The sequence below is a fragment of the [Borrelia] tanukii genome (genome assembly GCF_030439725.2).
GTDB classification, from domain to species: Bacteria; Spirochaetota; Spirochaetia; order Borreliales; family Borreliaceae; genus Borreliella; species Borreliella tanukii.
Genome location: NZ_CP124034.1, coordinates 481,416 through 494,146, shown reverse-complemented (window position 1 = coordinate 494,146; position 12,731 = coordinate 481,416). Strand labels below are relative to the sequence as shown.

The 12,731-nt window shown below is 28.2% G+C and carries 14 protein-coding genes, 3 tRNA genes and 1 other RNA gene; 1 reads left to right on the top strand and 17 read right to left on the bottom strand.

Annotation, left to right across the window (positions count from 1 at the left end):
- Positions 1 to 43: 43 nt before the first annotated feature.
- The 16 genes from QIA27_RS02895 to QIA27_RS02820 all read right to left on the bottom strand — a co-directional run bounded on the left by QIA27_RS02895 (position 44) and on the right by QIA27_RS02820 (position 11,831).
- Positions 44 to 1,414, bottom strand: a complete 1,371-nt coding sequence (locus tag QIA27_RS02895; protein ID WP_301353768.1) for an MATE family efflux transporter — start codon at positions 1,412 to 1,414, stop codon at positions 44 to 46.
- A gap of 592 nt (positions 1,415 to 2,006) precedes the next feature.
- The gene (gene murA, locus QIA27_RS02890; RefSeq protein WP_301403573.1) at positions 2,007 to 3,290 is read right to left on the bottom strand and encodes a UDP-N-acetylglucosamine 1-carboxyvinyltransferase; all 1,284 of its coding nucleotides are present in this window, start codon (positions 3,288 to 3,290) and stop codon (positions 2,007 to 2,009) included.
- Positions 3,291 to 3,380: 90 nt separating this feature from the next.
- Positions 3,381 to 4,202: a TIGR00282 family metallophosphoesterase gene (locus tag QIA27_RS02885; RefSeq protein ID WP_301353766.1), complete on the bottom strand. Its 822-nt coding sequence runs from the start codon at positions 4,200 to 4,202 to the stop codon at positions 3,381 to 3,383.
- Between the two features lie 13 nt (positions 4,203 to 4,215).
- A complete protein-coding gene (locus QIA27_RS02880; RefSeq protein ID WP_301354330.1) occupies positions 4,216 to 4,395 on the bottom strand; it encodes a hypothetical protein in 180 nt (59 codons plus the stop codon).
- A gap of 44 nt (positions 4,396 to 4,439) precedes the next feature.
- On the bottom strand, positions 4,440 to 4,952 hold the full coding sequence (lspA, locus tag QIA27_RS02875; RefSeq protein WP_301353765.1) for a signal peptidase II: 513 nt from the start codon (positions 4,950 to 4,952) through the stop codon (positions 4,440 to 4,442).
- 10 nt (positions 4,953 to 4,962) lie between these two features.
- Entirely contained in the window at positions 4,963 to 5,709 is a 747-nt protein-coding gene (locus QIA27_RS02870; protein WP_301353764.1) for a Nif3-like dinuclear metal center hexameric protein, read from the bottom strand.
- 1 nt (position 5,710) lies between these two features.
- On the bottom strand, positions 5,711 to 6,400 hold the full coding sequence (gene pgeF, locus QIA27_RS02865) for a peptidoglycan editing factor PgeF (protein WP_301403572.1): 690 nt from the start codon (positions 6,398 to 6,400) through the stop codon (positions 5,711 to 5,713).
- Positions 6,397 to 7,188 (bottom strand): LPS export ABC transporter ATP-binding protein, encoded by a 792-nt coding sequence (gene lptB, locus QIA27_RS02860; RefSeq protein WP_301354329.1) that lies wholly within the window; start codon positions 7,186 to 7,188, stop codon positions 6,397 to 6,399. The genes pgeF and lptB overlap by 4 nt, the downstream gene beginning before the upstream one ends.
- Positions 7,166 to 7,861 carry an LptA/OstA family protein gene (locus QIA27_RS02855; RefSeq protein ID WP_301353762.1) on the bottom strand — a complete coding sequence of 232 codons (696 nt, stop codon included), beginning with the start codon at positions 7,859 to 7,861 and terminating at the stop codon, positions 7,166 to 7,168. Before QIA27_RS02855 ends, lptB begins: the two co-directional genes overlap by 23 nt.
- On the bottom strand, positions 7,858 to 8,385 hold the full coding sequence (locus QIA27_RS02850; RefSeq protein WP_301403571.1) for a hypothetical protein: 528 nt from the start codon (positions 8,383 to 8,385) through the stop codon (positions 7,858 to 7,860). The genes QIA27_RS02855 and QIA27_RS02850 overlap by 4 nt, the downstream gene beginning before the upstream one ends.
- Before the next feature lie 277 nt (positions 8,386 to 8,662).
- Positions 8,663 to 9,172: a nucleoside-diphosphate kinase gene (locus QIA27_RS02845; RefSeq protein ID WP_301386610.1), complete on the bottom strand. Its 510-nt coding sequence runs from the start codon at positions 9,170 to 9,172 to the stop codon at positions 8,663 to 8,665.
- A gap of 165 nt (positions 9,173 to 9,337) precedes the next feature.
- Positions 9,338 to 9,637 (bottom strand): YbaB/EbfC family nucleoid-associated protein, encoded by a 300-nt coding sequence (locus tag QIA27_RS02840; protein WP_301353760.1) that lies wholly within the window; start codon positions 9,635 to 9,637, stop codon positions 9,338 to 9,340.
- 3 nt (positions 9,638 to 9,640) lie between these two features.
- Entirely contained in the window at positions 9,641 to 11,323 is a 1,683-nt protein-coding gene (dnaX, locus tag QIA27_RS02835; protein WP_301403570.1) for a DNA polymerase III subunit gamma/tau, read from the bottom strand.
- A 231-nt stretch (positions 11,324 to 11,554) separates the two neighbouring features.
- An RNA gene (ffs, locus tag QIA27_RS02830) (signal recognition particle sRNA small type) lies at positions 11,555 to 11,651 on the bottom strand.
- Positions 11,652 to 11,654: 3 nt separating this feature from the next.
- Positions 11,655 to 11,741: transfer RNA gene (locus QIA27_RS02825), tRNA-Ser, on the bottom strand.
- Positions 11,742 to 11,757: 16 nt separating this feature from the next.
- Positions 11,758 to 11,831, bottom strand: a tRNA-Arg gene (locus QIA27_RS02820).
- Between the two features lie 74 nt (positions 11,832 to 11,905).
- Between QIA27_RS02820 and QIA27_RS02815 the strand changes: the two genes are divergently transcribed.
- Complete coding sequence (locus tag QIA27_RS02815; protein ID WP_301403569.1) at positions 11,906 to 12,613, top strand: hypothetical protein; 708 nt, start codon at positions 11,906 to 11,908, stop codon at positions 12,611 to 12,613.
- Positions 12,614 to 12,638: 25 nt separating this feature from the next.
- On the opposite strand, the gene QIA27_RS02810 is transcribed toward QIA27_RS02815, so the two are convergent.
- Positions 12,639 to 12,725 (bottom strand) — tRNA-Ser (locus QIA27_RS02810).
- Positions 12,726 to 12,731 lie beyond the last annotated feature (6 nt).

The window sequence follows — 12,731 nt, the reverse complement described above, 5'->3', positions numbered from 1 at the left end:
CATTTCCTTTAGCAAAATACAAATATAAATAAATTTCAAAATCTTAATTGCTATTGTATTTTTTAATCAAAACGGACTTAGTCCAATAACGAGTAGAAGTAAAAACAACTAAAATTATAATCGCCAAATAATTTGAAATTATAAAAGCATAACCTAAAGAATCCTCAATTATACCAAAATATTGAAAAATAAAAACTACTGGAAGGCGAATAAGCCACAACCTAATAAAAACAATAACCATTGCAATTTTTGTCCTACCAGACCCAATAAGTCCTCCAAAAAATACTTGTTGCAGTCCATACCCAAAAGTACCAATAGTTGTTAACAATAAATAATTATTAGCATAATTTAAAACTTCTAAATCACTTGTAAACAATCTCAGTATAAACTGTTTATTAATAATAACAATTGAATTTATTATTAATAAAATTACTAAAGAAATAAAAAATCCTTTTTTCAAAACTTCTCCCACCCTATTGATTTTCTTAGCACCAAGATTTTGACCAACAATTGAAATAATTCCGGTACCAATTCCCATAGCAGGAAGAAATAAAAAAGAAATAATAGTATTTGTAAGTCCATACGCTGCCAAAAATTTTGGACTAATCTCAATAACAATATAATTGAAAATAAAAAAAGACAACGAAACCATTATTTGCCCAAACGTTGAAGGCAATCCTAAATTAACAATTTCTTTAATAGATCTTATATCTATTGCTAAATCTTTCGGATAAATTTTTAATCCTCGATTTAGTCTGTAAGTCAAAAATAAATAAAAAACAACTGTTAATAATTTTGAAAATAAAGTAGCCCAAGCAGCCCCAACAATGCCCATATTAAAACTAAATATTAAAATTGGATCAAGAATAAAATTAACAATATTGGCAAATAAAACTATTATCATTGAAAGGATGGTTTCTCCTTGAGCATTTAAAATATATGTAATTGAAATACTTAAAAACATAATAGGTATTCCAAAAATTGTTACATAAAAATAAACTCTTGAAAGTTCTTTAAGCTCGCCTTTTACACCCAATAAATCTAAAAGGTGTTCAATAAAAAAAAGAGCACAAATAGTAACAAATAAAGATAAAACAAAGTTTAAAACAATAAGTTGCCCTGCATACCTTGAAAAACGAGAAAAATTTCCCTCTCCAATACACTTTGAAATCAAAGAAATGCTTCCTGTAGCCATGCCCATAGCAATCGCCATAATAAAAAAATTTATAGGACCAGCAAGTGAAAGCGCTGACAAAGGCATGGCTCCAAGCTTACCAACATAAAACATATCAGTAAGATCATAAAAAGCTTGAATAATATTGGTTACAACAATAGGAAAACTTATTAAAAAAAGAACCTTATATAAATTGCCATTTAATATCAATTCTCTAGTCTTACTCTTATCTGTAGACATAAAATTTTATCCTTATCTAAAATATTTTTTTATAAAAATCTAAACTCAAATTTATTCATAAATAAAAAAGTATTTGATTATTAATTTCAAAAATTAAAAATCAATATGCAATCTTAAAACAATTAGAGCCAACATGTTATCAACTACACTGGTCAAGATATAAATAGAATCTATTAACCTGCCACTCCAAAAAAATCATACCCAAAAACAAAAAATTAAAACCAGATATAAAAAATTCAATAATGCTGATGTTAATCATAAATAAGCGGTAATTAATAAAATTCAAACCATTCTCACGAATTAAAGCAGGGTAAGAAGCACTTATTTAAAATAATAATTAATATTATAAAGGTAAAAATTCAAAATCAAAAATATCCCTGCAAATTCTTTCAACCTTTCAATATTATTTTTTATATCAAGATTTTTAGACTATAAAATAAAAAAAATTCAATAGTACTAGATAAAATCTCAATAATAAAAATCAATTTAATATAAATTTATTTATAATTCAACTTATTAATACTTTATATTTATTCTCTTTTAAAAACATTTTCCATAAATTAAATATAATATAATAAAGCCCAATGCCAAGCTATTGACTTTCAACTTTTTTGATTTTTGCTCCCAGATTAATTAATTTGCTAACCACATCTTCGTATCCCCTTTCAATTTGATAAACATTTTGAATCTCGCTGCGACCTTCAGCAACAAAAGCAGCAATAAGAAGAGACATTCCTGCCCGTACATCTGGAGAAGATAAAACATTACCTTTAAGAGGAGATTTACCCGTAACTACTACACGGTGTGGATCACAAAGTACAATTCGAGCCCCCATTTTTATTAATTTGTCTACAAAAAACATTCTGGATTCAAACATCTTCTCAAAAACAAGAACTGTGCCTTCTACTTGAGTTGCGGTGACTATAATAATACTCATAAGGTCTGTTGGAAAGGCTGGCCACGGACCATCATCAATTTTTGGAATGTGTCCACCAAAATCTAGCTTAACTTTTAATTCTTGTTTATCTCTTACGTATAAATTTTCTCTGTCATATTCAAAATTAATGCCAAGTCTTGAATATATATGCTTAATTAATCTGAAATGCTGGGGATCTGCTTTTTTAATTTCTAACTCGCCTCCTGTTAATGCAGCAAGACTAATCAAAGAACCAACTTGCATAAAATCGGCTCCTATTCTAAATGTGGTTCCACTTAATTTTTTTACACCCTTTATTTCTAAAACATTTGAACCAATCCCCAAAATATTAGCACCCATTGAATTCAGCATATTACATAAATCTTGAACATGTGGCTCACAAGCAGCATTCATAATAACGGTATTTCCTTCAGCAAGAACTGAAGCCATAATAATATTCTCTGTGGCTGTAACAGAAGCTTCATCTAAAAACATTTCAGCTCCAACAAGCTTGTTGGCCTCCAAAACAATCCTTCCGTCTTTTTTGCTCAACTTAGCTCCCAGTTTACAAAGACCATAAAAATGAGTATCAAGTCGCCTCTTTCCAATCACATCTCCTCCTGGAAGCGCCATATCTATTTTCCCGAATCTTGAAACAAAAGGTCCTAATAAAAGTATGGAAGCCCTAATTAAATCCGTAAGAGAGGAATTTATTTCTGTTTTTACAATATTTAAAACTTTTATTTTTAAAGTACTCCCATCTCTTACAATATCTGCTCCTATATCACTTAAAATATCTAAAAGAACTTTAACATCATTAATATTTGGGATATTTTCTAAAACAACAGCTTCATCGGTAAGCAAAGCAGCTAAAATACAAGGCAAAGCGGAATTTTTATTACCACTAGCTGTAATTTGACCACCTATCTTAAAACCACCTTCTACGATATAACTATGCATAACCCATCCTCCTATACATAAGAAAACTAATAAAATTAAATCACACAGATAAGATCAATTAAGTTTAAAGAATATCTAAAGATATGAATATCAAACAATATCCATATCTTTTAAACTTGATTTACAATCTATATATTCTCTAACAGTCTCTACAGAAAAAGAATGCCCATTCTCATCAATATCAATTAAAACACCGTTAAAACCAAGACCTTCCCAAGATTCATCAAATCTCTGATTTAAAAATCCTTTCAAAAATTTATCCACCTCTAAATTAGGAACATAGCCCATAACGCTATCCAAACTTCCGACTCTACCCAAATCAGTTATAATGGCAGTATTATCTAAGATTCTCAAATCAGCTGTTAAAACCCTTTTCCCAGTTCCAAGACAAGCACTAACTCTTGATTTTAGATAAAAAAACAAAGCATTAACTTCGGCCGTAGTATTTGAATCAAAAAGAACAATAATATGGTTTGTTTGTATTTTGATTTTTTTATAAAAAGAATCAAAACTATAAAAAGGATGATTAAATTTATACTTAGTTGTTCCTGTTTGACCTACAATTCTCATTACAGCCAATTTTTTACCATTAATATTATAAATAAAATAAGAACATCCTTTTAATTTTGCAGGACAATTTAAAGGTTTTAAAATAAAATTATACTTATCAAGATCATTAGATAAATCAGACTTTGCAAAAGCATTTTCACCTAAGGTTAACACATCAACACCATACTTTTTCAATAAAAAGGCATGTTTCTTACCAAGACCCCTTAAACCTGTAGTAAAATTATTGCCAGATATTACAAAATCAATCTTTTTTTCAACTTTAAAGGATGATAAAAAAGATTTTATTGCAATAATCCCAGCTTTACCGACAACCTCGCCAGTAATTAAAACCCTTAAAGACACAAAGCCTCTCTTTTTATTGATCTGATTCAAATAACTTAATAAACAGACTTCTTACAATAAAAATTGACACAAAATACCCCACCAAAACAGCAAAAACAATCATCATAAAAATCAACATAAATTGCAAATAAGGCTTTACGATAATACTAAATTTAACAACTAAAAGAAACTCTAAAAAGAACACTAAAAACATTATAGATAGGTTCATTAACACGCATAAAATAAAACCCAAAATCTTCATACATTAAGCGCTTTTTTTTTTATAAAAAAATCATAAGCCAAAAATAAAATCATTCCTACAACAACATAGCTATCTGCAAAATTAAAAGTAGGCCATCTATCAAGTCCAAAAATTCCATAAAATTTGAAATCTAAAAAATCTACAACCCCAGAAGGTCTAAACAATCTATCAATAATATTCCCCACTCCTCCTGAAAAAATTAATAAAAGTGAAGTCCTGGCAATACAATTTTTCTCTTTCAAAGAAAGAGAAAAAACAAATATTAAAATGAAAATAGGCATTGCAAGAAAAAAAATTTTTTTCAAACTATAATGAATATTAGAACCCATAGAAAATAAAATGCCGGTGTTTCTTACATGTATTATCCTAAAAAAATTATCAAAAAAAGAAAAATATATTGAACCCAATTTGACATACTTTACAACCAAATACTTAGTAAGTTGATCAAAAAAAATTAAACTAATAATAAATATAAAAATTTTGAAATATCGTTTACTTTTAGTGCTCATACAAAAATCCTTATAAATTAGTATTTTTACAAATAAATTTAACCTCTAAATCTTCTTGAATTTTGAAATCTTGCATTAATTTAATTAAACCAAAAGTTTCAGTAAAATAATGACCCGCAAAAATTAAGCTCACATCACATTCTTCTGCTAAAGAATATATTTGATGAGAAGTATCTCCGGTTATAAACAAATCTATACCATGGCATAAAGCCTCTTCAAAAAAAGAGTATCCAGAACCACTAACAATTGCAACCTTATTCACCGATTCTTTAAACTTCTTCGAAAAAAGAATGTGTTTATTTTCCTTTTTGATTTTTTCTAAAATTTCAGAAAAGCTAAAATCAGAATCAGCAATAATTCCTAGATCAAAACCTCCATAATTTGCGAAAGCAAAAGGATTTTTTAATCCTAAAAAATCTGAGAACACTCTGCTATGTGAATAAACAGAATGAGCATCCATAGGCAAGTGTACTGAATAAAGAGCTAAATTATTTTCAATCAAAAACTTCATTTTATCATACATATTAGAAACAATACGCTCTTTTTTTGACCAAAAAATACCGTGATGGGTAATTAAAAAATCATTTCCTTTTGCTTCTTTTAAAGTTGAATAGCTAGCATCAACTGCAAAGGCAACTTTGTTAACCTTGGCATTAAGATTCCCCACTTGAAGACCATTTAAACTTTTATCAACATGCTCATACTTCTTTACATCAAAAATTGAATTAAGTTTAAAAGACAAATCTCTTACGTTCAAATCAAATTCTCCAAATTAAAGCATAACTTTGACCTTCCCTTAATCTTCTATAAGAATAAAGATTTTTCAAACAATACGTACAAAGTTTTGAATTATAAATATTTAAATTAAAACTAGAAAGCACGCTCAAATTAAAACTAGCATTATCAAAGTATATTTTACCGTCTCTTTTAGCAAAAGAAGTATCTAATAAATCTTTGCTAAATTTATTACTTACTTCTTTTAAAAGAACTTCAGAAACTTCATAACAACAAGATCTATTATAAGGTCCAAAAACAATTTTTAAATCTTCAAAAGTTGATCCCATTTTTTCAAACATAAACAACATTTTTAAAATAATCAAGTTAAAGCTTCCTTTATATCCACTGTGAATAAGCCCTATAATTTTCTTTACTGAATCATAAAAGTATATTGGAAGACAATCTGCAAAGTAAGCAACAAGAGCTACATCTAAAGAACTAGATATAAGACCATCTCCTTCTTGAAAATTTATAAAATCATCTTCGGCTTTATAAATAATATCTGTATGCAATTGTTTTAAATATTTTATTTTCTTCGACTTAGGAACAAAGTTTAAATTATCATTACTGAGTTCTCTTAAATTTAGACTAAAAGGTTTTTTAGTATAAATCATTTTAACATCATTAGCTATCCTAAATTCATAATAAAGTTCATGATCTATTATTTTCATAATCTAAATTCTTCTCCCAAATAAAGCTTCTTCGCTTTCTCACTGCTTATTATATAATCAACATCACCCTCATCAAGCACTTGCCCCTGATAAACAATATAAGCTCTATCGATTATATCAAAAGCATCTCTTACATTATGATCAGTAATAAGAACTCCAATGTTTCTTTCTTTTAAAATTTTTATTATATTCTTTATATCCCCAATCGCAATAGGATCAATACCAGCAAAAGGTTCATCTAAGAGTAGGAAATAGGGATTTACAGCCAAAGCTCTTGCTATCTCTGCACGCCTTCTTTCTCCCCCAGAAAGAGTATAAGCTTTTTGGCTTTGTATTCTTTTTATCTCAAATTCTTTAAGTAAATTCACAAGTTCTATCTTGCGCTCAGCATTAGATAGGTCCTCTCTTCTCTCTAAAGCAACCATAATATTTTCTTCAACTGTAAGCTCCCTAAAAATTGAAGCATCTTGGGGAAGATACACAATTCCTATCCGTGCGCGCTCATACATATTAAGAGATGAGATGTTATAATCATTTATTAAAACTTTGCCTGCATTGGGTCTAATAAAACCTACAATTGTATAAAATGTTGTTGTTTTTCCGGCCCCATTTGGACCAAGAAGCCCTACAACCTCACCTTTGTGAATGTTGATCGTAATGCCATTAACAGCAAACTTTTCACCATACTTTTTAACAATGTTGTCTGCTTTTAAAACAACATTATTGACAGAATTAAGATCAAGACTTTCCTTAATCTCTTTTATTTTATTTTTTTTCTTCAGAAACATCATTTTCAACTTGAGTAAACTCTCCCTCAACACTTCCCTCAAGTTTATACCTATTAGTTTTTGTATTAAAAATTATTCTTGAAGCAGAATAATAATTATCTTTCTGGTAAATTACTGGAACCCCTTCAAGAATCATTTCTTTTTCTTCTTTATTATAAGTCCCATTCTCAGCTCTTGCAAAAGTATCATCCTTATATATTTTAACAGAATATTGCATAATATAAACATTGGCTTTATTGCTACCTTCAATTCTTTCTGCTTTAATAACCATATTATTTTCTAAATCTTCAAGCTCAACCCCTTTTTTAAGATAAAAATTATCCAATTTTCTATTAAAAAACAAAAACTGAGCCTTAACATGCATTTTATTCTTATAATCTTCATAAAAAACATTACCCCGAGCTTCAAGATAAGAGCCATTTTCTCCATAAATTTCAATTTCATCTGCTCTAAGTTTAAAATCTGAGGAAATAACCTCTGAATTTCCTTTTAAAACAATTTTTTTATAAAAAGAAGACACTACCCCTTGTGCAAAATCCGACTTAAAGGTAAAATTAGTGCTTTTATCTTCTTCTCCCTTAAGCCTTTCAGATTCAGTCATAGATTCTATTTGCGTTGCGTGAATATTGTTAACAAAAATAATAAAAATCCATATTAAAATCAAATCCCTCAATTCATGATCCCTTCAACCCCAGAATCAAAATAAAAAACATTGCTCCTTATAAAATAAGAAAATCCTTTTCCTTTTATTGTGCTATCATTAAATCTAATTAATACTAGCTCATTTGGGGGAGATTGCAATTTTTTGTCTTTATTCTTCCATAAAAGCCTATTTGAATTAAGCAAATAATAATTATTTTTATCCTCTATTTTAAATTCTACGGAATCTCTCATATCCAAATCTTTTGTAATATAAGATCCTTCCAAATTATTAAACTTTCCTGAAATTTCATTATCTAACGACTGATATAAAAACCTTCCATTCTCTGCCTTATAAATTTTATAGTCATTAAAATAACTAAAACTTAAAGACTCTAAAACAGCTTGTTCTTTGTTATATGCAACATCATAATACTTGATTCCTAATATTTGTATTGAAGGAAATTTTTTAACCACATCAGACCTATTAGAATATTCATCATAATCAAAAGTACAAGCAAAAAACAAAAATAACGAGTAAAGCCTAAGTATTCTCATAAACATTTTTCACAAGACTAGAATTTTTTATTTTCATTAAAAATTTATTAAACATAACATTGAAAACCTTATTAAACAAAATTTATTTATATAATCAATTATAATGTAAGGCATGAAAGGAAAATAAAAACACCACTCTCAAGAACAATCTTTCGTATAAAAATTCTCCTGAAAATGCAAAAAATTAACACAAACGTATAAAAATTGTTCTTATTTTGGATTGGAATTAAATTGGCAATTTCAAACTCATACCTTTAAAGAAATCAATTTATAAAAATTAACAATAATAATGCTCACATTCATCATCTCTTTTGTAGTTTAAAATTTCATTGTCTTTAAACCAAATTGGTATTTCACGAATTGCATCGACCTCATTTGCAGATGCATGAATCACATTATAAATTGAAAAACCTTTTTCATTTGAATATCTAAAACTGTGATGAGAAAAATCTCCTCGTATTGTTCCAGGAATAGCTAATTTTGGCTCAGTAGCGCCACAAAGCTTTCTAACAACCTCAACGCTTTCAACTCCTTCAACAACAAATGCAAAAACAGGAGAATTTGAAATAAATTCAATTAAAGACTTCCAAACTGCCTCACTATGCCTAAAAGCAATATCATCATACAAATAATGTTTTTTTGCTAGACTCTCATCCACAATAAGCATTTTGGCAGCCACTATCTTTAAACCTACTCTTTCAAGCCTAGCAACTACATCGCCAATTAAACCTCTCCTAACTCCATCTGGCTTAATAACACATAAAGTTTTTTGTAATAACATTGAAATACCCCCCTAAGTTTAAAACATTATTAAAAATAATTAAATAAATCAAAATACTTACTTAATACCCAAATTATATCTGATTAATTAAATTTATACGGAATGCTATAGATTATAAAGCACTTAACATTATATTGAAAAATCAAAATATAATTTTTACAAAATTAACAACTACATTCCAAAAGGAAGAGCTCCCATGGTTTTTAACTTTATTTCTTCTTTAACCTTAGAAACAGCATCATTTAAAGCAGATTTAACCATTTGTTCAAAAGCATCATTGTCTAAATCATCAAAAAATTCCTTATTAATTGAAACTTTTTTAACATTAAATTCGCCATCCATCTCAATAGCAACAATATTGCTACCCGCTTTACCACAAACCGTAATTTTAGACATTTCTTTTCTAATATTGTCAATATTGCTCTTAACATTAGACATATTTTTCAAAAAATCTAACGGATTTACTGCCATATTTTATCCCTCCAAAACTTCACTTGCTCCAAAAATATTTTTTACAGTTTCTAATTTTTCAAAATCCTTTTCAAGGTTTTTGAAATTTTTCTGAAATACAATGCTTAAATTGGGAAATTCTTTATAAAATTCAGATCTTATCTCGCCTTTATAATTTTGAAGCTCATTATACTCGAATTCACTAAAAACCTTATAATAAAGAACATTGTCATCAATAACAACTTCTCCTGAATGAACTAAAGTTTGAATATATCTTGAAACAATATAAATAAATTTATCTCTTATATCAATAAAATCATTTACTTCATTTGAATCATCATCTTCAATAAAAATCTCATCAATCTCGTCAATACTATTGGTATTTAAAAGATTTTTATCAATTTTTGTTGACAAATTTTCATCGAAACCAGTTTCCTCTTTTTCTAAAGATTTTATTTCGGGAAATTCATATTCTAAGCTAGGTTTTGTTGAAATAAAAGCTAAATCATCTTTACTATTCTCATTTGCCAAAGTATCCAAACTGTTTGAATCTAAAGACATATTCTCTAACAAATTATCCTCAATATTTTGAATTTGTTTTATTAAAACATGATTTGGAATATAGTTTTTAAGTCTTAAAATTTTAATAAAATTAATCTCAAGCTCATATCTTGGATTAACTGAAAATTGCAAATCCCTGTAAGTTTCAAGCAAAACAACAATAATTCTCTCAAGATAGTTCAAATCAAATTCAATTAATTTTTTTCTCAAATCCTCAGATTTAATCCCAATAAACTCAAAATTTTTAATGCCTATCTTTAAAAATAATGCCTCTCTAAAAAATTCAATTGAATCTAGCAGAAATTGCTCATAAGACACTCCGGCCAAAAAAATAGAATCAAGAACGCAAATTAACTCTTTTACATCTTCACTAAGAATGCTAATTGACAATTTCTCCAAAAATTCATCATTGGTTAAGCCCATCTTAGATCTTATTTGATCTAATTTAATGTCAGAATTAGTAAAAGAAACCACTTGATCAAAAAGAGTATAAGCATCTCTTACACTGCCACTACTTTTATATGCAATCCATTTTAAAGCCTCATCTTCATATTTAATATGATCCTCAAAACAAACCTTCTTAAGCATATTATAAATCTTGTCTAGCGATAAAAGTTTAAAACTAAAATGCTGACATCTGCTTTTTATTGTCTCTGGAAGCTTGTGCGATTCTGTGGTAGCAAAAATAAAAACAATATAATTTGGGGGCTCTTCAATTGTCTTTAAAAGAGCATTAAAAGCAGAATTGGAAAGCATATGAACTTCATCAATAATATATATTCTATATTTGGAAATTGCAGGAGGAAACATTATCTCTTCTTTAATTTGCCTAATATCTTGAACCGAGGTATTTGAAGCACCATCAATTTCAATAACATCAAGACTGCTGTCATTCTCAATAGATTTACAATTGTTACACTTTCCACAAGGCATAACTGTGGGACCATTCTTACAATTTAAACATCTAGCAAAAGCTCTAGCTGATGAAGTTTTGCCAACACCTCTTGGCCCCGAAAAGATATAAGCATTTGCTATTTTATTTTTCTCTATAGAATGCTTTAAAGTCTCAACAACAAAATCTTGCCCTTCAAGAGAGTTGAAATCTCTTGGACGTTTCTTAAGAGCAGTGCCTCTTGAAGACGCCATCAACTTTTTACCTCCCAATACTTTAATAAGCAAAATGTTACAAACATATACTATACAACATATTTATATCTTAGAACTATTACTTTAAAAGAATTACCAAAGAATTTTATAAAGCATAAAAAATATCTAAAAAAGAAAAGATTCCTAAGAAAATAAAACAAGATTGAAAGTTTCAAAAAGATAAATCCATGTCTTAACATAAAGAAAAGCATCACATTTTGGCTCAAAATCAAACCTAAGACTTACGTACTCACCAAAAAAATCGCTTACCGCTGCTACCTTCCAGTCCTGACGGGATTCAGCAACACTTGATAGTACGGGTCCTAGGAATCGGAGAGAATGGGATTCGAACCCATGATACATTTTACTGTATACACGCTTTCCAAGCGTGCGCCTTAAGCCACTCGGCCATCTCTCCAAACTAACAAATTTTTCGTGTCCAAGAGGACTTGAACCTCCGACCTTAAGAATCGCAATCTAACGCTCTATCCAACTGAGCTATGGACACAAACAATTAATTTTTATTGTAATAAAAATTACTATTTATTACAATAAAAATATTCAACAGAAAATGGAGAAGTTGTGAGAACTAAAATAATAATTTTTATTTTAATATTATCTATTTTATCATGCTCTAAATCAACCTTGAATAAGGTTAATTCTGAATTCACAATTAAAACTAAAAATATTAAAGAAAAAGAAATACTAAAAAACAATAATATTCTCAACATAGATGCAAAAATTCCTTTTATGGAAAATACAAACTTTGAATTTGAAAATCTTATAAAAAAATGGAAAAAAGATATAGAAAATAAAATATCAAAAACCGAAAATTCAAAAAATGAATATTTTTATTTTTCCAGCTTTACAGTATTTAAAAATGAAAATATTGGTATTACATCTATTTTATATAAAGAATCCTTTAAAGAAAAAGAATCAAGCACTTTTTTAAAGTACTACTCTTTAAACTTAAAAGGAAACAAAAAAATAGAAATTTCAGAAATAATATCAAAAGATCAGCTAGATTCTCTAATAAAAGTATTAAAAGAACAGGTAAAAAATAAGATTAAAGATCTTAGCGTAAAAGATAACCAAAATCCAAATGAATTGGAAAACAAATTCACAACAATCTTTTCAAGGTACAAATATTACTTTAAAAATAACCAAATTATAATTTTTTATGATCCATTCTTAATTGATTGTAATAACTGCGATAAAATCGAATTTCAATTCCCTATACATGAAAATACAGAATATGAGCATCAGCACAATAAACACACACGCTCTTAATTCTTAAAATCAAACACAACAATTACGGAGAGGGTGAGATTCGAACTCACGGTAGGCTTACACCTACAACGGTTTTCAAGACCGTAGCATTAAACCACTCTGCCACCTCTCCAGAGTT

Excerpts from the sequence above, each read along its gene's own strand:
- QIA27_RS02895 (WP_301353768.1), bottom strand. The coding sequence starts at position 1,414 with ATGTCTACAGATAAGAGTAAGACTAGAGAATTGATATTAAATGGCAAT.
- lptB (WP_301354329.1), bottom strand. The coding sequence starts at position 7,188 with ATGTTTCTGAAGAAAAAAAATAAAATAAAAGAGATTAAGGAAAGTCTT.
- lspA (WP_301353765.1), bottom strand. The coding sequence starts at position 4,952 with ATGAGCACTAAAAGTAAACGATATTTCAAAATTTTTATATTTATTATT.
- dnaX (WP_301403570.1), bottom strand. The coding sequence starts at position 11,323 with ATGGCGTCTTCAAGAGGCACTGCTCTTAAGAAACGTCCAAGAGATTTC.
- QIA27_RS02880 (WP_301354330.1), bottom strand. The coding sequence starts at position 4,395 with ATGTTTTTAGTGTTCTTTTTAGAGTTTCTTTTAGTTGTTAAATTTAGT.
- QIA27_RS02850 (WP_301403571.1), bottom strand. The coding sequence starts at position 8,385 with ATGAGAATACTTAGGCTTTACTCGTTATTTTTGTTTTTTGCTTGTACT.
- murA (WP_301403573.1), bottom strand. The coding sequence starts at position 3,290 with ATGCATAGTTATATCGTAGAAGGTGGTTTTAAGATAGGTGGTCAAATT.
- QIA27_RS02840 (WP_301353760.1), bottom strand. The coding sequence starts at position 9,637 with ATGGCAGTAAATCCGTTAGATTTTTTGAAAAATATGTCTAATGTTAAG.
- pgeF (WP_301403572.1), bottom strand. The coding sequence starts at position 6,400 with ATGAAAATAATAGATCATGAACTTTATTATGAATTTAGGATAGCTAAT.